This window comes from Pseudomonas chlororaphis subsp. aurantiaca, assembly GCF_013466605.1.
Classification (GTDB): Bacteria; Pseudomonadota; Gammaproteobacteria; order Pseudomonadales; family Pseudomonadaceae; genus Aquipseudomonas; species Aquipseudomonas chlororaphis_I.
Genome location: NZ_CP059162.1, coordinates 3,987,796 through 4,007,495, shown reverse-complemented (window position 1 = coordinate 4,007,495; position 19,700 = coordinate 3,987,796). Strand labels below are relative to the sequence as shown.

The following is a 19,700-nucleotide window of genomic DNA, read 5'->3' as shown; positions in this document are numbered from 1 at the left end:
AGCACTGATGAGGCCGTGACATGTATCACTATGACGAGTACGACCGGGCCCTGGTCTTTGAACGGGTGGCGCAGTTTCGCGATCAGGTCGAACGCTTCATGGCTGGCGAGCTGAGCGAAGAAGAGTTCCTGCCGCTGCGCCTGCAGAACGGCCTGTACATGCAGAAACATGCCTACATGCTGCGGGTGGCCATTCCCTACGGCACCCTCAGTGCGCGGCAGATGCGCACCCTGGCCAGCATCGCCCGCGACTACGATCGCGGCTATGGCCACTTCACCACCCGGCAGAACATGCAGTTCAACTGGATCGAACTGGCCCAGGTGCCGGACATCCTCGAACGCCTGGCCGGCGTCGAGATGCACGCGATCCAGACCTCCGGCAACTGCGTGCGCAACATCACCACCGAAGCCTTCGCCGGGGTGGCCGCCGACGAGCTGATGGACCCGCGGCCCCTGGCGGAGATCCTGCGCCAGTGGTCGACCATCAACCCGGAATTCCTGTTCCTGCCGCGCAAGTTCAAGATCGCCATCTGCTCGGCCCGCGAGGACCGGGCGGCGATCATGATGCATGACATCGGCCTGTACCTGTACCGCGACTGGCGCGGGCAGATGCTGCTGCGGGTGATGGTCGGCGGCGGCCTGGGGCGTACGCCGATCCTCAGCCAGCAGATCCGCGACGGCCTGCCGTGGCAGCACCTGCTGTCCTATGTCGAGGCGGTGCTGCGGGTCTATAACCGCCACGGCCGGCGCGACAACAAGTACAAGGCGCGGATCAAGATCCTGGTCAAGGCCCTGGGTATCGAGGCCTTCGCCAAGGAAGTGGAGGAGGAGTGGCAGCACCTCAAGGACGGCCCGGCGCAGCTGACCGAGGCCGAATACCAGCGGGTCGCCAGTGCCTTTATCCCGCCGCTCTACGAGCGCCAGCCGGCCACCGATCTCGACTACGGCAGCCGCCTGGCCGAGGAGCCGGCTTTCGAGCGCTGGGTGGCGCATAACGTCAAGCCGCACAAGGTGCCGGGCTACGCCAGTGTGGTGCTGTCGACCAAGCCCGGCAGCGCCTCGCCGCCCGGAGACGTGACGGCGGCGCAGATGGAGGCGGTGGCCGAGTGGTCCGAGGCCTTCGGCTTCGGCGAGATCCGTATCGCCCACGAACAGAACATTGTCCTGCCGGACGTGCCCAAGGCCGCGCTGCATGAACTGTGGCGGCTGGCGGGCGAGCACGGCCTGGGCTGCGCCAACGTCGGCCTGCTGACCGACATCATCGCCTGCCCCGGTGGCGATTTCTGCGCCCTGGCCAACGCTAAGTCGATCCCCATCGCCCAGGCGATCCAGGCGCGCTTCGATGATCTGGATTACCTGCATGACCTGGGTGATATCAGCCTGAACATCTCCGGTTGCATGAACGCCTGCGGCCATCACCACATCGGCAATATCGGCATCCTCGGCGTCGATAAGAACGGCAGCGAGTGGTACCAGATCACCCTCGGTGGTGCCCAGGGCAAGCACAGCGCGCTGGGCAAGGTCATAGGCCCGTCGTTCAGCGCCGAGGAAGTGCCCGGGGTGATCGAACGCATCATCGCCACCTTCGTGCGTTACCGGGAAAGCGAGGAGCTGTTCGTCGATACCGTGCAGCGCATCGACCTGGAGCCGTTCAAGGAGCGGGTCTATCCGAAAGTGCTGGAGGCACAGCCATGAGCCAGCAACGCGACCGTGCAACAGCAAGCACAGCCATGAGCGAGGAATTACAGCCGTGAGCGAGAGACTAAAACCATGAACAATCTGTTGCGCTTGCAGGAAGGCCAGGCCGGGCGGGTCGAGGACGATCCCTGGAGCCTGGTGCGCGAAGTGGACGGCCCGCTGCCCGAGGGGCCGCTGATCTTGCCACTGGCCCGCTGGCTGATCCGCCGCATCGAGCATGTGCCGGCGCGGGACGGGGTCTGGCTCGGCCCGGACGATGAGGTGGAAAGCCTCAGGCCCTGGCTCAAGCTGATCCCGCTGATCGCCCTGGATTTCCCCAGCTTCCGTGACGGCCGCGCCTACAGCCAGGCCTATCTGCTGCGCACCCGACTGGGCTGGATGGGCGAACTGCGGGCGGTGGGCGATGTGCTGCGCGACCAGCTCAGCCATATGCGCCAATGCGGTTTTGACAGCTTTGCCATCCGCGAAGACAAATGCGCCGACGACGCCCTCAAGGGGCTGGCGGGCATGAGCGTGCTTTACGGGCGCTCGGCGATCGAGCCGCGGCCGCTGTTCCGGCGGCGCTGAAGAGGGGGCGCCGGCACCGGTCGGCGCTTCCATCGATGCTCACAGCCGCCCGGGAATCGGGCAGGCGACTGCCATTGTCTGGCCGACAGGGGCATTTGTCCTTGGGTCGCTGATGGCACTTTGGTAGAGTCCCACCCCTTATGAAGGAGCCAGGGATCGGCGTCCGGCGATCAGTCGCAGGCGTGCCTGGCATGGGCCATCCATGGAAGAGAGTCGCGGCTGTGAGCGTTGCTAAAAAGATACTCGGGTTGTTTTCGTTGTTGCTGATCCTGACCCTGTGGGTCGGCTATTTCTATGTGTACCAGGATGCCCGCAGCGGGCGCCTCGGCGACCCCCTCGACAGCTACGGCTGGTGCGGCCCCGCCGTGGATTCGCCGCATTCCTTCAAGCGCGACTATCTGCTGCTCAGGGTCACCAACAGCACCCAGGGCCAGTTCAGGGTCTCGGGGGAGGTCAACGTTTCCGAACGCACCTACAACCGCTATGAACTGGGCCGCTACCCGCTGAAATTGCGCCTGGAGCCGTTGCAGTCCACTTACAACATGCCGCCGCTGTTCTTTGAAGAGATCAAGGTCAAGCCCTTGAACCGCAACTTCAGTTCCCCGCACAAGAATGCCTACGCGGACCTGGAAAGCCGGCCGATCCGGGTCAATGGCGAGTCCAGCCGCTTTCCCTTCGAGGTCTACCGCTACGGCTACAAGCCGGTGCTGTACATCCTCAAGGGCAACGAGCAGGTCGACCTGCCGTTCAAGCGCATCACCACGCAGATGAACCTGTCCAATACCTTCACCCCGACCCGGGTGTACAACCCGGCGGACTACATCGCCGAGCAGAACAGCCTGGTCCAGCCCGGCGACTATCCGGCCTATGGCGCCAGCGAGTGCGCCTTCAGCATCGAGCGCAAAGGCTCGTTCAAGATCATCGTGCTGCTGTTGTTGCTGGTGCTGTGCTTGCCGTTGTTGATGGTGCTGTACCGAGACGAGCCGACCATCGACTTTCTCGCCACGCTGCTGGGCGTGGCGGCGGTGCGGGTATTCCTGATCGGGCCGCTGCAGGACTACCAGTTGTACGGCATCGACTTCGTGTTTGGCGCCGTGATCGTCCTGGCCGGGACCTTTTCCCTGCTCAAGGCCATGCGCATCGACGCTCGGCGCGAGGCGGCGGCAAGGCGCGGAACCACCTGGTAATGGGGTGGGGTGCAGTGTTGACGCTGCACCTGTCTCTTTCCGATCCGCTAAGAAAACTCTGGCCTGCTTCGCCGATTAATCCGCTTTTGCCGTGCTGATATGCCCGCTATTGGCTATACCTAGATTTCCTCAAACCAGTAGCGCTTCCGGATTTCTGACAGGAGTTACCCCATGAAGCTCGCATCAATGATGAGCACGCTGTGCCTGGCCACCCTCGGGTTGGTGGGCTGTTCCAGCAACGTCACCCAGCCCGACGAGTATTCCGGTTTTCTTGGCGACTACAGCCAGCTCAAGGAGGCCAAGTCGCCATCGGGCGTCGAAGTGATGCGCTGGGTCGATCCCAAGCTGGACTTGAAGCAGTACAGCAGCGTCTATATCGAGCCCACCCAGTTCTATCCCAAGCCGCAACCGACGGTGAAGATCCCGCAGAACACCTTGTACGGCATCAACCGCTATTACGACGAGGCGCTCAAGCGCGAGATCGGCCAGGCCATGCCCCTGGCCAGCGCACCGGGGCCAGGCGTGATTGTGGTGCGCGCGGCGATCACCGCCGTGAGCAGCAAGACCGAAGGCCTGAAACCCTACGAAATCATTCCCATCGCCCTGGTGGCAGCGGCGGTGAGCACGGCCAGTGGGATCCGCGACCAGGAGACCACCCTGGGCACCGAAGCGCAGTTTATCGACGGCGGCAACAACAAGGTGATCGCCCAGGTGGTGCGCAAGGGCAGTGGCAAGCCGCTGCAGAACGACACCCAGGTCATGCAGCCGGCGGACGTGAAAAACGTTATCGACGGTTGGGCCTCCGACCTGCATCAGTCCTTTAACAAGCTGAAAAAGCAGTAACGCCTGGGGCATCTCCCGAGCGTCTTTTTGCCAACTGCGTCGGGGTCGGGGCGGGTGCCTGACCCCTTCACCGAGCAGGTCCGGCAGTCGATCAAAAGCACAGGTTTTGCTGGCGAGGCGAGGGCGCAAGGCCGCCGATGGCATCGTCCATGGCAGGTTTCTACCGTCCGCAGCAGGGGGCGTGCTCCTGGATCGAGTGGCAACGGAGCTTCAAGGTCTGCTTGGTCGTTCATGCAGATTGTGATTATTTCCATGCACTTTTAGTGGTTAAGTTAATGTGATTTATCAAGAGTAGTAAATTCAATAAAAACATATGGTTGTGTAATATTTATGATGTTGTTCATCATATATTGTTGATGCTCTCAAGGAGTTTTCCTGGCATGCCCGTGGTTGAGCGCACGACTTTTATCGCCGGTCGCAGCCCGCCCCAGGTGCTGGACTTCTGCCTTGAAGGCGTCAACTTCCCGAAGACATTTCCCGAGCGCATCAGCCCTCGGAAAGGTGTGGGTATCGACAGCCTGCGGATCAGCGCCGGGCGTCAGTTCAGCTTTCGGCACGGGATGTGGGGTGTCATACCGGCGACATGGACGGTGGTTATACGTGAGGTCAGCGCGCTTGTCGGGTTGACGGCTGTCGCTTCGATCCTGCGGGCTGGATGGCGACAGCCTCGCTCCCTGTATCCAGTCAAGGGCGCAAAAGGGCGACAATTTGTATCCCGGGCATAGGTGGCCGGGCCGTTTCATGTTTAACTTCCGGCCTCTCGATGTTCTTTACAGCTGTTCAATGACAATCGTTTATAAGGACTCCGTTCATGGCTCAAGTCACCCTTAAAGGCAACCCGGTTCAAGTCAACGGCCAACTGCCACAAGCCGGCTCCAAGGCGCCAGCGTTCTCCCTGGTGGGCGCCGGCCTGGCCGACATCACCCTGAGCAGCTTTGCCGGCAAGCGCAAAGTGCTGAACATCTTCCCAAGCGTCGACACCCCGACCTGCGCCACCTCCGTGCGCAAGTTCAACGCCCAGGCCAACGACCTGGACAACACCGTGGTGCTGTGCATCTCGGCTGACCTGCCGTTCGCCCAGGCCCGTTTCTGCGGCGCCGAAGGCCTGGAAAACGTGCAGAACCTGTCGACCCTGCGTGGCCGCGAGTTCATCGAAAACTACGGCGTGGCCATTGCCGACGGCCCGCTGGCCGGCCTGACCGCCCGCGCGGTGGTGGTGCTGGATGAGAACGACACCGTGCTGCACAGCGAGCTGGTCAAGGAAATCGCTGAAGAACCGAACTACGACGCGGCCTTGGCCGTTCTGAAGTAACAGGTTTTACAATTATTCACGGCCTGGCCCTGTCCAGGCCGTTTTTATTTGTGCTTCAGTGGCTTAGCAGACACTTGCAAACGTAAGCCCAAGGTAAATTGCCGGTAAAGGCGCTTTGCTAAACACCGGCCAGTGCTTATCTTTCAGTCTTCTGAAAAAGATCCCCTCGCGCCCAATGGTTGATCATTCCATGCAATCCTCCGTTTCCCGCAACTCCCGTCGCTGGCTGTTCGGCCTGCTTGTCCTGTTGGCCATCGTCGGCCTGTGCTGGAAGTTCTGGCCGGCCTCGACCACCCACAAGGATGCCGCCGGGCAAAAGGCCGCCGCCGGACACACCGGGCGCAGCGGGTCGATGCGCCCGGGATTCGGTGGCGCGAGCGGGCCGATCCCGGTGCGGGTGGCGCCGGCCACGCGCGGGGACTTCCCGCTGTATTACAAGGCGCTGGGCACCGTCACCGCGCTGAACACCATCAATGTGCGCAGCCGGGTGGCCGGTGAGCTGGTCAAGGTGGCCTTCGAGGAAGGGCAGATGGTCAAGGCCGGCGACCTGCTGGCGGAAATCGACCCACGGCCTTACCAGAACGCCTTGCTCCAGGCCGAAGGCACGCTGTTGCAGAACCAGGCCCAGTTGAAGAACGCCCAGGTCGACTACGAGCGTTATCGCGGCCTGTATGCCCAGGACAGTATCGCCAAGCAGACCCTGGACACCGCCGCGGCACTGGTCAGCCAGTACCAGGGCACGGTCAAGACCAACCAGGCGGCGGTCAACGACGCCAGGCTCAATCTCGAATTCACCAGGATCCGCGCGCCGATCACCGGCCGCGTCGGCCTGCGCCAGCTGGACGTCGGCAACCTGGTGGCGGCCAACGACACCACCGCGCTGGCGATCATCACCCAGACCCAGCCGATCAGCGTCGCCTTCACCCTGCCGGAGAACAACCTGAGCAGGGTGCTGGAGCGTTATCGCAGCGGCGCCAAGCTGCCGGTGGAAGCCTGGGACCGCGGCGACCAGATGCTGCAGGCCAGTGGCGTGCTGCAAAGCCTCGACAACCAGATCGACACCACCACCGGCACCCTGAAGTTCAAGGCGCGCTACGAGAACCGCGACCAGGTGCTGTTCCCCAACCAGTTCGTCAACGTGCGCGTGCTCGCCGACACCCTGAAAAACGTGGTGCTGGCGCCGTCGGCGGCGATCCAGTTCGGCACCAACGGCACCTTCGTCTATGCCCTGGACGGCGACAACAAGGTCAAGATCCGCCAGTTGCAGGTCGGTGACAGCAACGGCGACTCCACCGTGATCAAGGCCGGCCTGGAAGCCGGCGACCGGGTGGTGCTGGAAGGCACCGACCGCCTGAAAGACGGCAGCGAAGTGGAGGTGGTGAACACCACCGAAGAAGTGCCGACCACCCCGACCCAGCATCTGCAGGGCAAGCCGGCCAGCTCGGCGACCACACCGGCCACGGCCCCGGCCGCTGACGCCCCGGCGAGCAAGGTCGGCGCATGAACCTCTCGCGGCTGTTCATCCTCCGTCCGGTAGCCACGACCCTGAGCATGCTGGCCATTGTCCTGGCCGGCCTGATCGCCTATCGCCTGCTGCCGGTCTCGGCGTTGCCCCAGGTCGATTACCCGACCATCCGGGTGATGACCCTGTACCCCGGCGCCAGCCCCGACGTGATGACCAGCGCGGTCACCGCGCCCCTGGAGCGCCAGTTCGGGCAGATGCCCGGCCTGACCCAGATGGCTTCCACCAGCTCCGGTGGCGCCTCGGTGCTGACCCTGCGCTTCAACCTCGACATCAATATGGATGTCGCCGAGCAGCAGGTGCAGGCGGCGATCAACGCCGCGACCAACCTGCTGCCCACGGACCTGCCGGCGCCGCCGGTGTACAACAAGGTCAACCCGGCGGACACCCCGGTGCTGACCCTGGCCATCACCTCCAAGACCATGCTGCTGCCCAAGCTCAACGACCTGGTCGATACCCGCATGGCGCAGAAGATCGCGCAGATCAGCGGCGTCGGCATGGTCAGCATCGCCGGCGGCCAGCGCCAGGCGGTGCGGATCAAGGTCAACCCGGAGGCCCTGGCGGCCAACGGCCTGAACCTGGCGGACGTGCGCACCCTGATCGGCGCCTCCAACGTCAACCAGCCCAAGGGCAACTTCGACGGCCCGACCCGGGTGTCGATGCTCGACGCCAACGACCAGTTGACCTCGCCCAAGGACTACGCCGAGCTGATCCTGGCCTACAAGAATGGCGCGCCGCTGCGTTTGAAGGACGTTGCGCAGATCGTCGGCGGCGCCGAGAACGAACGCCTGGCGGCCTGGGCCAATGAAAACCAGGCGGTGCTGCTCAACATCCAGCGCCAGCCCGGGGCCAACGTGATCGAGGTGGTGGACCGGATCAAGGCGCTGCTGCCGAGCATCACCGACAACCTGCCGGCGGGCCTCGACGTCACTGTGCTCACCGATCGCACCCAGACCATCCGCGCCTCGGTCACCGACGTGCAGCACGAACTGCTGATCGCCATCGCCCTGGTGGTGATGGTGACCTTCCTGTTCCTGCGCCGGGCCAGCGCCACGGTGATCCCGTCGATTGCCGTGCCGTTGTCGCTGATCGGTACCTTCGGCGTGATGTACCTGGCGGGTTTCTCGGTCAATAACCTGACCCTGATGGCCCTGACCATCGCCACCGGCTTCGTGGTCGACGACGCCATCGTGATGCTGGAGAACATCTCGCGCTTCATCGAGGAGGGCGACAGCCCGATGCAGGCCGCGCTCAAGGGCGCCAGGCAGATCGGCTTCACCCTGGTGTCGCTGACCCTGTCGCTGATCGCCGTATTGATCCCGCTGCTGTTCATGGCCGACGTGGTCGGGCGGCTGTTCCGCGAGTTCGCCATCACGTTGGCGGTGGCGATCCTGATTTCCCTGGTGGTGTCCCTGACCCTGACGCCGATGATGTGCGCGCGCCTGCTCAAGCGTGAGCCCAAGGAGCAAGAGCAGGGGCGCTTCTACCGCGCCAGCGGCGCCTGGATCGACTGGCTGATCGCCAGCTACGGTCGCTGGCTGCAATGGGTGCTCAAGCATCAGCCGCTGACCCTGCTGGTGGCCGTCGGCACCCTGGCGTTGACCGTGTTCCTTTATATGGTGGTGCCCAAGGGTTTCTTCCCGGTGCAGGACACCGGGGTGATCCAGGGCATTTCCGAAGCGCCGCAGTCGGTGTCCTTCGCCGCCATGAGCCAGCGCCAGCAGGACCTGGCGAAAATCATCCTGGCCGATCCGGCGGTGGAAAGCCTGTCGTCCTATATCGGGGTCGATGGCGACAACGCCACCCTCAACAGTGGCCGGCTGCTGATCAACCTTAAGCCGCACCGCGAACGCGACCTCAGCGCCGCCGAGGTGATTGCGCGGATCCAGCCGCAGGTCGACCGGTTGGTGGGCATCCGCCTGTTCATGCAGCCGGTGCAGGACCTGACCATCGAGGACCGGGTCAGCCGCACCCAGTACCAGTTCAGCATGTCGTCGCCGGATGCCGACCTGCTGGCCCTGTGGAGCGGGCGCCTGGTGGATGCCCTGGCTCACCGGCCGGAGCTCACCGACGTCGCCAGCGACCTGCAGGACAAGGGCTTGCAGGTGTACCTGGTGATCGACCGCGACGCCGCTTCGCGCGTCGGCGTCTCGGTGTCGAACATCACCGACGCGCTGTACGACGCCTTCGGCCAGCGGCAGATTTCCACCATCTATACCCAGGCCAGCCAATACCGCGTGGTATTGCAGGCCCAGGCCGGGGAAAGCATCGGCCCGCAGGCGCTGGAACAGATCCATGTGAAGACCACCGACGGCGGCCAGGTGCGGCTGTCGAGCCTGGCCCGGGTCGAGGAGCGCCAGGCGCAACTGGCCATCGCCCATATCGGCCAGTTCCCGGCGGTGATGATGTCCTTCAACCTGGCGCCCGGCGTGGCCCTGGGGCAAGCGGTGGACATCATCGAGCAGGTGCAGCGGGACATCGGCATGCCGGTGGGCGTGCAGACCCAGTTCCAGGGCGCGGCCCAGGCGTTCCAGGCCTCGCTGTCGAGCACCTTGCTGCTGATCCTGGCGGCGGTGGTGACCATGTACATCGTGCTGGGGGTGCTCTACGAGAGCTACATCCACCCGATCACCATCCTTTCCACGCTGCCGTCGGCGGCTGTGGGGGCCTTGCTGGCGCTGATCCTCAGCGGCAACGACCTGGGCATGATCGCGATCATCGGCATCATCTTGCTGATCGGCATCGTCAAGAAGAACGCGATCATGATGATCGACTTCGCCCTCGACGCCGAACGCAACCAGGGCATGGCCCCGGAGCAGGCGATCTACCAGGCGGCGCTCCTGCGTTTCCGGCCGATCCTGATGACCACCCTGGCCGCGCTGTTCGGCGCCGTGCCACTGATGCTGGCCACCGGTTCCGGCGCCGAACTGCGCCAGCCTTTGGGCCTGGTGATGGTCGGCGGCCTGTTGCTGAGCCAGATCCTGACGCTGTTCACCACGCCGGTGATCTACCTGTACTTCGACCGCCTGGGCCGCCGCTGGCGTTCGGCGCCTGAGCCCGCGGAGCCGGTAGAGCAGCCATGAACCTGTCCGGACCCTTTATCCGCCGGCCGGTGGCCACCATGCTGCTGAGCCTGGCGATCATGCTGCTGGGCGGCGTCAGCTTCGGCCTGCTGCCGGTGTCGCCGCTGCCGCAGATGGACTTCCCGGTGATCGTGGTCCAGGCCAGCCTGCCGGGGGCCAGCCCCGAGGTGATGGCGTCCACCGTGGCCACGCCCCTGGAGCGTTCCTTCGGCGCGATCGCCGGGGTCAACACCATGAGCAGCCGCTCCAGCCAGGGTTCGACCCGGGTCATCCTGCAGTTCGACCTGGACCGCGACATCAACGGCGCGGCGCGGGAAGTGCAGGCGGCGATCAACGCCTCGCGCAACCTGCTGCCCAGCGGCATGCGCAGCATGCCCACCTACAAGAAGGTCAACCCGTCCCAGGCGCCGATCATGGTGCTGTCGCTGACCTCCGATGTGCTGGAGAAGGGCCAGCTGTACGACCTGGCCTCGACCATCCTGTCCCAGAGCCTGTCCCAGGTGTCCGGGGTGGGCGAGGTGCAGATCGGTGGCAGTTCGCTGCCGGCGGTGCGCATCGAGCTCGAGCCGCAGTTGCTCAACCAGTACGGCGTGGCCCTCGACGATGTGCGCAAGACCATCGCCGAAGCCAACGTGCGCCGGCCCAAGGGCTCGGTGGAGAACAGCGAGCAGATGTGGCAGGTGCAGGCCAACGACCAGCTGGAGAAGGCCAAGGACTACGAGCCGCTGATCATCCACTACAAGGACGGCGCGGCCCTGCGCCTGAAAGACGTGGCCAAGGTCAGCGACGGCGTCGAGGACCGCTACAACAGCGGCTTCTTCAACGACGACGCGGCGGTGCTGCTGGTGATCAACCGCCAGGCCGGGGCCAACATCATCGAGACGGTCAACGAGATCAAGGCGCAGCTGCCGGCGTTGCAGGCGGTATTGCCGGCCAGCGTCAAGCTCAACCTGGCCATGGACCGCTCGCCGGTGATCAAGGCCACCCTGCATGAAGCCGAGATGACCCTGCTGATCGCCGTGGCCCTGGTGATACTGGTGGTCTACTTGTTCCTCGGCAATCTGCGCGCCTCGCTGATCCCGACCCTGGCGGTGCCGGTGTCGCTGGTGGGCACCTTCGCGGTGATGTACCTGTACGGTTTTTCCCTGAACAACCTGTCGCTGATGGCGCTGATTCTCGCCACCGGGCTGGTGGTGGACGACGCCATCGTGGTGCTGGAGAACATTTCCCGGCACATCGACGAAGGCATCGCGCCGATGAAGGCCGCCTACCTGGGGGCCAAGGAAGTCGGCTTCACCCTGTTGTCGATGAACGTCTCGCTGGTGGCGGTGTTCCTGTCGATCCTGTTCATGGGCGGGATCATCGAAAGCCTGTTCCGCGAGTTTTCCATCACCCTGGCGGCGGCCATAATCGTATCCCTGGTGGTGTCCCTGACCCTGACCCCGATGCTCTGCGCCCGCTGGCTCAAGCCCCACGTGCCGGGCCAGGAGAACGGCCTGCAGCGCTGGAGCCAGCGCGGCAACGACTGGATGGTGGCGAAATACGCCAGCAGCCTGGACTGGGTGCTGCGCCACAAGCGCCTGACCCTGCTCAGCCTGCTCGTGACCATCGGCGTCAATATCGCGTTGTACGTGGTGGTGCCCAAGACCTTCATGCCGCAGCAGGACACCGGCCAGTTGATCGGTTTCGTGCGTGGCGACGACGGCCTGTCGTTCACCGTGATGCAGCCGAAGATGGAAATCTTCCGCCGCGAGGTGCTCAAGGACCCGGCGGTGGAGAGCGTGGCCGGCTTCATCGGCGGCAGTAACGGCACCAACAATGCCTTCATGCTGGTGCGCCTCAAGCCGATCAAGGAGCGCAACATCTCCGCGCAGAAGGTCATCGAGCGCCTGCGCAAGGAAATGCCCAAGGTGCCCGGCGCCCAGCTGATGCTGATGGCCGACCAGGACCTGCAGTTCGGCGGCGGCCGCGAACAGACCACCTCGCAGTATTCCTACATCATCCAGAGCGGCGACCTGGGGGCATTGCGCGAGTGGTACCCGAAAGTGGTCACCGCGCTGCGCGCCTTGCCGGAACTCACCGCCATCGACGCCCGCGAGGGTCAGGGTGCCCAGCAGGTGACGCTGGTGGTCGACCGCGACCAGGCCAAGCGCCTGGGCATCGACATGAACATGGTCACCGCGGTGCTCAACAACGCCTACAGCCAGCGGCAGATTTCCACCATCTACGACAGCCTCAACCAGTACCAGGTGGTGATGGAGGTCAACCCGAAATACGCCCAGGACCCGGTCACCCTCAACCAGGTGCAGGTGATCACCGCCGATGGCGCGCGGGTGCCGTTGTCGACCATCGCCCACTACGAGAACAGCCTGGAAGACGACCGGGTCAGCCATGAAGGCCAGTTCGCCTCGGAAAGCATTTCCTTCGACATGGCCGAAGGGGTGACGGTGGAGCAGGGCACGGCGGCCATCGAGCGGGCGATCGCCAAGGTCGGCATGCCCGAAGACGTGATCGTCAAGATGGCCGGCACCGCCGACGCCTTCGCCGCGACCCAGAAGAGCCAGCCGTTCATGATCCTTGGCGCGCTGCTGGCGGTGTACCTGGTGCTGGGCGTGCTCTATGAAAGCTACATTCACCCGCTGACCATTCTGTCCACGCTGCCGTCGGCCGGGGTCGGCGCCTTGCTGTCGATCTATGTGCTGGGCGGCGAGTTCAGCCTGATCTCGCTGCTGGGGCTGTTCCTGCTGATCGGCGTGGTGAAGAAAAACGCCATCCTGATGATCGACCTGGCGCTTCAGCTGGAGCGCCACCAGGGCCTGGGCCCGCTGGAATCGATCCGCAGCGCCTGCCTGCTGCGCCTGCGGCCGATCCTGATGACCACCCTGGCGGCGATCCTCGGCGCCTTGCCGTTGCTGCTCGGCAGCGCCGAAGGCGCGGAAATGCGCCAACCCCTGGGCCTGACCATCATCGGCGGCCTGGTCTTCAGCCAGATCCTGACCCTCTACACCACCCCGGTGGTCTACCTCTATCTCGATCGCCTGCGCCATAAATTCAACCACTGGCGTGGGGTCCGTACCGATGCCGCTCTGGAAACGCCGCTATGACTGACTGCTCGCCCCGCAACCTTCCTCAGCGCCTGGCCCTGGCCCGCGGTTCGCGGCTGTTGAGCCTGAGCTTGAGCCTGGCGCTGCTCAGCGCCTGCGCCATCGGCCCGGACTACCAGCGCCCGACCGTCGCCGAGCCTGCGCAATACAAGGAGGCGGCGGGCTGGCGCCAGGCCAGCCCCAGCGATTCCCTGGCCCGTGGCGCCTGGTGGGAGCTGTATGGCGACCAGCAGCTCAACGGCCTGATCGACAAGCTCAACAGCGCCAACCAAACCGTGGCGCAGTCCGAGGCCCAGTACCGCCAGGCCCAGGCCATGGTGCGCAGCGCCCGTGGCTCGCTGTTCCCCACGGTGGACCTGAGCGCCGGGAAAACCCGCGCCAGCCAGGGCACCGGCAGCAGCAGTTCGGCCCTGAGCAGCTCCTCCAGCGGCATTCGCGACACCTACAACACCCAGCTCGGGGTGAGCTGGGAGGCGGACGTCTGGGGCAAGCTGCGTCGTGGCCTGGAAGCCGACGAAGCCAGCGCCGAGGCCAGCTTCGCCGACCTTGCGGCGATGCGCCTGAGCCAGCAGTCGGAACTGGTGCAGAACTACCTGCAACTGCGGGTCATGGACCAGCAGAAGCGCCTGCTCGAAGCCACGGTGGCGGCCTACCAGCGTTCGCTGACCATGACCGAGAACCAGTACCGCGCCGGCGTCTCCGGCAAGGACGCGGTGGCCCAGGCACAAACCCAGCTGAAGACTACCCAGGCCGACCTGATCGACCTGATCTGGCAGCGCGCGCAGCTGGAAAACGCCATCGCGGTGCTGATCGGTCTGCCGCCGGCCGAGTTCAGCCTGGCCGAGACCCAGGACATCCCGGCCTTGCCCCAGGTGCCCTTGAGCCTGCCGTCGCAACTGCTGGAACGGCGCCCGGACATCGCTTCGGCCGAGCGCTCGGTAATCGCCGCCAACGCCAATATCGGCGTGGCCAAGGCCGCCTATTACCCGGACCTGACCCTGAGCCTGGCCGGCGGCTACAGCAGCAGTACCTATGCCGACTGGATCAGCCTGCCGAACCGCTTCTGGTCGGTGGGGCCGAAACTGGCCATGACCCTGTTCGACGGCGGCCAGCGTTCGGCGGAAGTCGACCGCACCGAGGCGGCCTACGACCAGACCGTGGCCAAGTACCGCCAGACCGTGCTCGACAGCTTCCGCGAGGTGGAGAACTACCTGGTGCAGCTCAAGGTCCTGGAAGACGAGGCCGCGGTGCGCCAGCAGGCCCTGGACGCGGCGCGCGAGTCGCTGCGCCTGACCGAGAACCAGTACAAGGCCGGGGTGATCGCCTACCTGGACGTGGTGGTGGTGCAGGCCACGGCGTTGAGCAACGAACGCAGCGTGCTGAGCCTGCTGCAAAGCCGGCTGGTTACCAGCGTGCAACTGATCGCCGCCCTCGGCGGCGGCTGGGACGGCCAGCTGCAGGCCAGCAACAAGTAATGGGCCGAACCGTAGCTGTGTCACAACGGCTACGGAGGCGGTACCGATGTAATGGATTTGTTTTGTCGCTCGGTTATTTTCGTCTGAATGATGGCTTTTTGCTTACTTTGTGAGTGTGTTTCTGTAAGCAATCAGTACAATTGCGCCTTTTTACCGCCGGGCATGGACGCTTCCGGCTAACGCCACGAGACGTTCATGCTCACCGGTACCTACTCTCCCGCCCTGGTTCTGATTTCCCTGTTTGTGGCGATTCTCGCCTCTTACACCGCGCTCGACCTGACCGGTCGCATCGCCACCACGCGTGGTCGAGCGGCGTTGCTGTGGATGGCCGGCGGCGCCCTGGCCATGGGCATCGGGGTGTGGTCGATGCACTTTATCGGCATGCTTGCCTTCAGCCTGCCCATCGACCTGGGCTACGACACCGGCATCACCGCGCTGTCGCTGCTGATTTCCGTGCTGTCCTGCGGCTTCGCCCTGTGGCTGGTGAGCCAGCAGAGCCTGCCGCTGTGGCAGCTGGCCTTCGGCGCGCAGGTCATGGGCGCCGGGATCAGCGCCATGCATTACACCGGCATGGCGGCGCTGCGCATGCAGCCGGGCATCGACTACGACCCGAGCCTGTTCGGCGCCTCGCTGCTGATTGCCGTCGGCGCCTCGGCCGCGGCGCTGTGGATCGCCTTTCGCCTGCGCCGTAATACCCCTTATGTGCGCCTGGCCCGTTGTGGGGCTGCGGTGGTGATGGGCATCGCCATTGTCGGCATGCACTACACCGGCATGGCCGCGGCGCGTTTCGCCGACGGCAGTTTCTGTGGCGCGACGGTGGACGGCCTGAGCGGCAAGGGCCTGGACAACCTGGTGCTGATCACCACCCTGGCGGTGCTGGTCATTGCCTTGCTGACCTCGGTACTCGACGCGCGCCTGGAAGCCCGTACCGCGGTGCTGGCCGAATCGCTGACCGTGGCCAACCGCGAGCTGACCCAACTGGCGCTGCACGACACCCTGACCGGCCTGCCGAACCGCACGCTGCTGGCCGACCGGATCGATCAGGCGATGCAGCGGGTGACGGAGCAGGGCGGCTGTTTTGCCCTGATGTTCATCGACCTGGACGGCTTCAAGCCGGTCAACGACGCCTTTGGCCATCATATGGGCGACCAGTTGCTGCGCGAGGTGGCGGTGCGCCTGCGCGAAGACCTGCGCAGCCAGGACACCCTGGCGCGGATCGGCGGCGACGAGTTCGTGCTGCTGGTGCAACTGACCGACGCGGACGACGCCTTGCGCCTGGCCGCGCGCCAGGTGGGCCTGATCGGCCAGGTGTTCCGGGTGGCCGAGCATGAGTTGCAGATCTCCGCCAGCGTCGGCATCGCGGTGTACCCGGGCAACGGCATGACGCCCCAGGAACTGCTGATGAATGCCGATGCGGCGATGTATCACGCCAAGGGCACCGGCAAGAACGGCTACAGCTTCTTCGACGCCTCGATGAACAGCGACGCACGCCGGCAACTGCAACTGTTGCAGGATCTGCGCAATGCCGTCGAGCACGGCCAGTTCAGGCTGTATTACCAGCCCAAGTTCGACGCCGCCAACGGCCTGCCGGTGGGCGCCGAAGCCTTGCTGCGCTGGGAGCACCCGCAACTGGGCTTGCTGCTGCCGGACACGTTCATCGACCTGGCGGAAAAGACCGGGCTGATCATCCCCATCGGCGATTGGGTGCTCAACGAGGCCTGCCGGCAGATGCGCGAGTGGTACAGCGAAGGCTATGAAGGCTGGCGGATCGCGGTGAACATCTCGGCGCTGCAGTTCTGCCATGCCGGTCTGGTCGACAGCGTGGCCAGGGCGTTGAGCCGCCACCAGTTGCCGGCCAACAGCCTGACCCTGGAGATCACCGAGACCACGGCCATGAGCGACGCCGATGCCAGCATGACCGTGCTCAAGCAACTGGCGGAGATGGGCGTGGACCTGTCCATCGACGACTTCGGTACCGGTTATTCGAGCCTGATGTACCTCAAGCGCCTGCCGGCCAACGAGTTGAAGATCGACCGCGGTTTCGTCCGCGACCTGGAGCACGACAGCGACGACGCGGCGATCGTCTCGGCCATCGTCGCCCTGGGCCAGGCCCTGGGCTTGCGCATCGTCGCCGAGGGCGTGGAAACCGATGTGCAGCAAAGCTTCCTGACCCAGCTGGGTTGCGATTCGCTGCAAGGTTATTTCCTCGGCCATCCGCTGCCGGCCGCGCGCTTCATGCAGAACATCCATCAGGCCGAACAGCTGGCCCTCTGAGCGCCTCGAAAGCCTGCCTGCTTCGCAGCCTTCGGTAGCGGCTACATCGCTAGCGTTGCAGTCGACTCTGTAGCCGCTACCGAGCCCGCGAGGCTGCGCCCGGTCGCGCAACAAGCGTAACTCCAAGCCTGCGACCTGCCTGGATAGACACGCCGACCGGCGATCAGCCACGGGACGGATGACGGTCCCGAGAAGGTTTGCAACGCTGGCCCCAGGGTGTTTAATTGCTGGCGTTCAAAGATCAGCGAGGGAGTTGGCAGCATGGACAAAGTCATCCTCATCACCGGTGGCGGTCGCGGTATTGGCGCGGCCACCGCGCTGCTGGCCGCGCAACAGGGCTATCGCATCTGCATCAACTACCAGGCCGACGAACAGGCGGCCTTCCAGGTGCTGGAGCAGGTGCGCGGCCTGGGAGCCCAGGCGATTGCCGTGCGGGCCGATGTCAGCATCGAGGACGAAGTGATCGCCCTGTACCACCGGGTCGATGCCGAACTGGGGCGGGTCACCGCGCTGGTCAACAACGCCGGAACCGTCGGGCAGAAGTCGCGGCTCGACGAAATGTCCGAATTCCGCATTCTGAAGACCATGAAGACCAACGTGCTCGGGCCGATCCTCTGCGCCAAGCACGCGGTGCTGCGCATGTCGCCAAGGCATGGCGGGCAGGGCGGCAGCATCGTCAACGTGTCCTCGGTCGCCGCCCGCCTGGGCTCGCCCGGCGAGTACATCGACTACGCGGCCTCCAAGGGGGCGCTGGACACCTTCACCATCGGCCTGTCCAAGGAAGTCGCCGGCGAAGGCATCCGCGTCAACGGGGTGCGCCCGGGCTATATCTACACCGACTTCCACGCCCTGAGCGGCGATGCCGACCGCGTCAGCAAACTGGAGTCCGCCATTCCCATGGGCCGCGGCGGGCGCCCGGACGAAGTGGCGGAGGCAATCATCTGGCTGCTGTCGGACAAGGCCTCCTATTCCACCGGGACCTTTATCGACCTCGGCGGCGGCCGCTGATCCTGTAGCCCTGTAGCCGCTGCCGAGCGCAGCGAGGCTGCGATCGACTGCGCAGCAGTCGCAAGGCCGGACAGCGCGTCTATCCAGACAGATCGCAAGTTCAGGATTTGCGGTCGCTGCGCGACCGATCGCAGCCTCGCAGGCTCGGCAGCGGCTACAGATTCCACATCGTCCCGGCTTCAGAACGACCGCACGATCCTGCCCAGGGTTTCCATGGCCTTTTCCGCCGCTTCGTTCCACGGGCTGCCGTAGTTGAGGCGGATGCAGTTTCGAAAGCGCTGGGTCGGCGAGAAGATCGGTCCCGGGGCGATGCTGATGCCCTGGGCCAGGGCCATCTGGAACAGCTTCAACGAATCCATCTGCGACGGCAGTTCCAGCCACAGGAAGTAGCCGCCGGCCGGCTGGCTGACTCGGGTCTGGGCCGGGAAGTAGCGGGCGATGGCGGCGAGCATGGCGCTCTGCTGCTCTTCCAGGGCGTAGCGCAGTTTGCGCAGGTGGCGGTCGTAGCCGCCGTGTTGCAGGTAGTCGGCGATGGCCGCCTGGGCCGGCATCGAGGCGCACAACGAGGTCATCAGCTTCAGCCGTTCGATCTTCTGCGCATAACGCCCGGCGGCGACCCAGCCGATGCGATAACCCGGGGCCAGGCTCTTGGCGAACGAACCGCAATGCATCACCAGGCCCTCGGTGTCGAAGGCCTTGGCCGGTTTCGGCGCCTGCTGGCCGTAATACAGCTCGGCGTAGACGTCATCCTCGATCAGCGGCACCTGATGGCTGCGCAGCAACTCCACCAATTCCTGCTTCTTCGCCTCGGGCATGGTCGCGCCCATGGGGTTCTGGAAGCTGGTCATGCACCAGCAGGCCTTGATCGGGTGCCGTTCCAGGGTCTGCGCCAGCACCCCCAGGTCGATACCGTCCCGCGGGTGCACGGGGATTTCCACGGCCTTGAGTTTCAGGCGTTCGAGCACTTGCAGGCTGGCGTAGAAGGCCGGGGCCTCGATGGCCACCAGGTCGCCCGGTTCGGTCACCGCCTGCAGGCACAGGTTCAGGGCTTCCAGGGCACCGTTGGTGATCAGCAGTTCTTCCATGGGCAGCATCAGCCCGCCGACCATGTAGCGCAGGGCGATCTGCCGGCGCAGCTGCGGGTTGCCCGGCGACATGTCGGTGACCACCACGCGCGGGTCCATCTCGCGGCTGGCGCTGGCCAGGGAGCGCGACAGGCGCTGCAACGGGAACAGGGTCGGGCTGGGAAAGGCCGAGCCGAACGGTACGGTGGTCGGGTCCTTGATCGAGTCCAGCACCGAGAACACCAGTTCGCTGACATCGACCTCGGTGGACTCGTTGACCTGGCTGCTGATCACCGGCTCCGAGAACGGGCTGGGCGCATGGGTGTTGACGAAGTAGCCGGAGCGCGGCCGGGCGCGAATCAGGCCGCGGCGTTCCAGCAGGTAATAGGCCTGGAACACCGTGGACGGGCTGACCCCATAGGTCTGGCTGGCATAACGTACCGAAGGTACGCGCTGGCCGGGGCCGAGCACCCCGGAGCGGATCAGTTCTGCGATGTCGTCGGCGAATTTTTCGTAGCGTTTCATGGGGCGGCTCGGGTCGGGGTCTGCGGTGTCTGGGCGTTT

12 protein-coding genes and 1 pseudogene are annotated in these 19,700 nt (G+C 64.8%); 12 read left to right on the top strand and 1 reads right to left on the bottom strand.

Annotated features, from left to right (window positions below; all coding sequences use genetic code 11):
• The first annotated feature begins 20 nt into the window (after positions 1 to 20).
• From nirA to H0I86_RS18065, 12 genes and pseudogenes are all read left to right on the top strand, one after another.
• Positions 21 to 1,694 (top strand): nitrite reductase NirA, encoded by a 1,674-nt coding sequence (gene nirA, locus H0I86_RS18120; protein WP_180921555.1) that lies wholly within the window; start codon positions 21 to 23, stop codon positions 1,692 to 1,694.
• A gap of 75 nt (positions 1,695 to 1,769) precedes the next feature.
• Positions 1,770 to 2,264 carry a DUF934 domain-containing protein gene (locus tag H0I86_RS18115; protein ID WP_180921554.1) on the top strand — a complete coding sequence of 165 codons (495 nt, stop codon included), beginning with the start codon at positions 1,770 to 1,772 and terminating at the stop codon, positions 2,262 to 2,264.
• A 221-nt stretch (positions 2,265 to 2,485) separates the two neighbouring features.
• Positions 2,486 to 3,451, top strand: coding sequence for a hypothetical protein (locus H0I86_RS18110; protein WP_180921553.1), 966 nt, complete (start codon positions 2,486 to 2,488; stop codon positions 3,449 to 3,451).
• Between the two features lie 171 nt (positions 3,452 to 3,622).
• Positions 3,623 to 4,294: a DUF3313 domain-containing protein gene (locus tag H0I86_RS18105; RefSeq protein ID WP_180921552.1), complete on the top strand. Its 672-nt coding sequence runs from the start codon at positions 3,623 to 3,625 to the stop codon at positions 4,292 to 4,294.
• Positions 4,295 to 4,674: 380 nt separating this feature from the next.
• Positions 4,675 to 4,902: pseudogene (locus tag H0I86_RS18100) on the top strand (polyketide cyclase); the annotation flags it as partial.
• A 203-nt stretch (positions 4,903 to 5,105) separates the two neighbouring features.
• Positions 5,106 to 5,606 carry a thiol peroxidase gene (tpx, locus tag H0I86_RS18095; RefSeq protein ID WP_180921551.1) on the top strand — a complete coding sequence of 167 codons (501 nt, stop codon included), beginning with the start codon at positions 5,106 to 5,108 and terminating at the stop codon, positions 5,604 to 5,606.
• A 175-nt stretch (positions 5,607 to 5,781) separates the two neighbouring features.
• The gene (locus H0I86_RS18090; RefSeq protein ID WP_180921550.1) at positions 5,782 to 7,110 is read left to right on the top strand and encodes an MdtA/MuxA family multidrug efflux RND transporter periplasmic adaptor subunit; all 1,329 of its coding nucleotides are present in this window, start codon (positions 5,782 to 5,784) and stop codon (positions 7,108 to 7,110) included.
• On the top strand, positions 7,107 to 10,211 hold the full coding sequence (locus H0I86_RS18085; RefSeq protein WP_180921549.1) for an MdtB/MuxB family multidrug efflux RND transporter permease subunit: 3,105 nt from the start codon (positions 7,107 to 7,109) through the stop codon (positions 10,209 to 10,211). The genes H0I86_RS18090 and H0I86_RS18085 overlap by 4 nt, the downstream gene beginning before the upstream one ends.
• Positions 10,208 to 13,315 (top strand): efflux RND transporter permease subunit, encoded by a 3,108-nt coding sequence (locus H0I86_RS18080; protein ID WP_180921548.1) that lies wholly within the window; start codon positions 10,208 to 10,210, stop codon positions 13,313 to 13,315. Before H0I86_RS18085 ends, H0I86_RS18080 begins: the two co-directional genes overlap by 4 nt.
• The gene (locus tag H0I86_RS18075; RefSeq protein ID WP_180921547.1) at positions 13,312 to 14,790 is read left to right on the top strand and encodes an efflux transporter outer membrane subunit; all 1,479 of its coding nucleotides are present in this window, start codon (positions 13,312 to 13,314) and stop codon (positions 14,788 to 14,790) included. The genes H0I86_RS18080 and H0I86_RS18075 overlap by 4 nt, the downstream gene beginning before the upstream one ends.
• Before the next feature lie 195 nt (positions 14,791 to 14,985).
• The gene (locus tag H0I86_RS18070) at positions 14,986 to 17,064 is read left to right on the top strand and encodes a putative bifunctional diguanylate cyclase/phosphodiesterase (RefSeq protein WP_180921546.1); all 2,079 of its coding nucleotides are present in this window, start codon (positions 14,986 to 14,988) and stop codon (positions 17,062 to 17,064) included.
• A 261-nt stretch (positions 17,065 to 17,325) separates the two neighbouring features.
• Positions 17,326 to 18,072, top strand: coding sequence for an SDR family oxidoreductase (locus tag H0I86_RS18065; RefSeq protein WP_180921545.1), 747 nt, complete (start codon positions 17,326 to 17,328; stop codon positions 18,070 to 18,072).
• A gap of 179 nt (positions 18,073 to 18,251) precedes the next feature.
• Here H0I86_RS18065 and mapR read toward each other — a convergent pair whose 3' ends face one another.
• Positions 18,252 to 19,661: a GntR family transcriptional regulator MpaR gene (gene mapR, locus H0I86_RS18060; RefSeq protein WP_180921544.1), complete on the bottom strand. Its 1,410-nt coding sequence runs from the start codon at positions 19,659 to 19,661 to the stop codon at positions 18,252 to 18,254.
• Between the last annotated feature and the right edge of the window lie 39 nt (positions 19,662 to 19,700).

Bases quoted from the DNA above. Each gene is read 5' to 3' on its own strand.
- nirA (WP_180921555.1), top strand. From the start codon at position 21: ATGTATCACTATGACGAGTACGACCGGGCCCTGGTCTTTGAACGGGTG.
- H0I86_RS18115 (WP_180921554.1), top strand. From the start codon at position 1,770: ATGAACAATCTGTTGCGCTTGCAGGAAGGCCAGGCCGGGCGGGTCGAG.
- H0I86_RS18105 (WP_180921552.1), top strand. From the start codon at position 3,623: ATGAAGCTCGCATCAATGATGAGCACGCTGTGCCTGGCCACCCTCGGG.
- tpx (WP_180921551.1), top strand. From the start codon at position 5,106: ATGGCTCAAGTCACCCTTAAAGGCAACCCGGTTCAAGTCAACGGCCAA.
- H0I86_RS18090 (WP_180921550.1), top strand. From the start codon at position 5,782: ATGGTTGATCATTCCATGCAATCCTCCGTTTCCCGCAACTCCCGTCGC.
- H0I86_RS18085 (WP_180921549.1), top strand. From the start codon at position 7,107: ATGAACCTCTCGCGGCTGTTCATCCTCCGTCCGGTAGCCACGACCCTG.
- H0I86_RS18080 (WP_180921548.1), top strand. From the start codon at position 10,208: ATGAACCTGTCCGGACCCTTTATCCGCCGGCCGGTGGCCACCATGCTG.
- H0I86_RS18075 (WP_180921547.1), top strand. From the start codon at position 13,312: ATGACTGACTGCTCGCCCCGCAACCTTCCTCAGCGCCTGGCCCTGGCC.
- H0I86_RS18070 (WP_180921546.1), top strand. From the start codon at position 14,986: ATGCTCACCGGTACCTACTCTCCCGCCCTGGTTCTGATTTCCCTGTTT.
- H0I86_RS18065 (WP_180921545.1), top strand. From the start codon at position 17,326: ATGGACAAAGTCATCCTCATCACCGGTGGCGGTCGCGGTATTGGCGCG.
- mapR (WP_180921544.1), bottom strand. From the start codon at position 19,661: ATGAAACGCTACGAAAAATTCGCCGACGACATCGCAGAACTGATCCGC.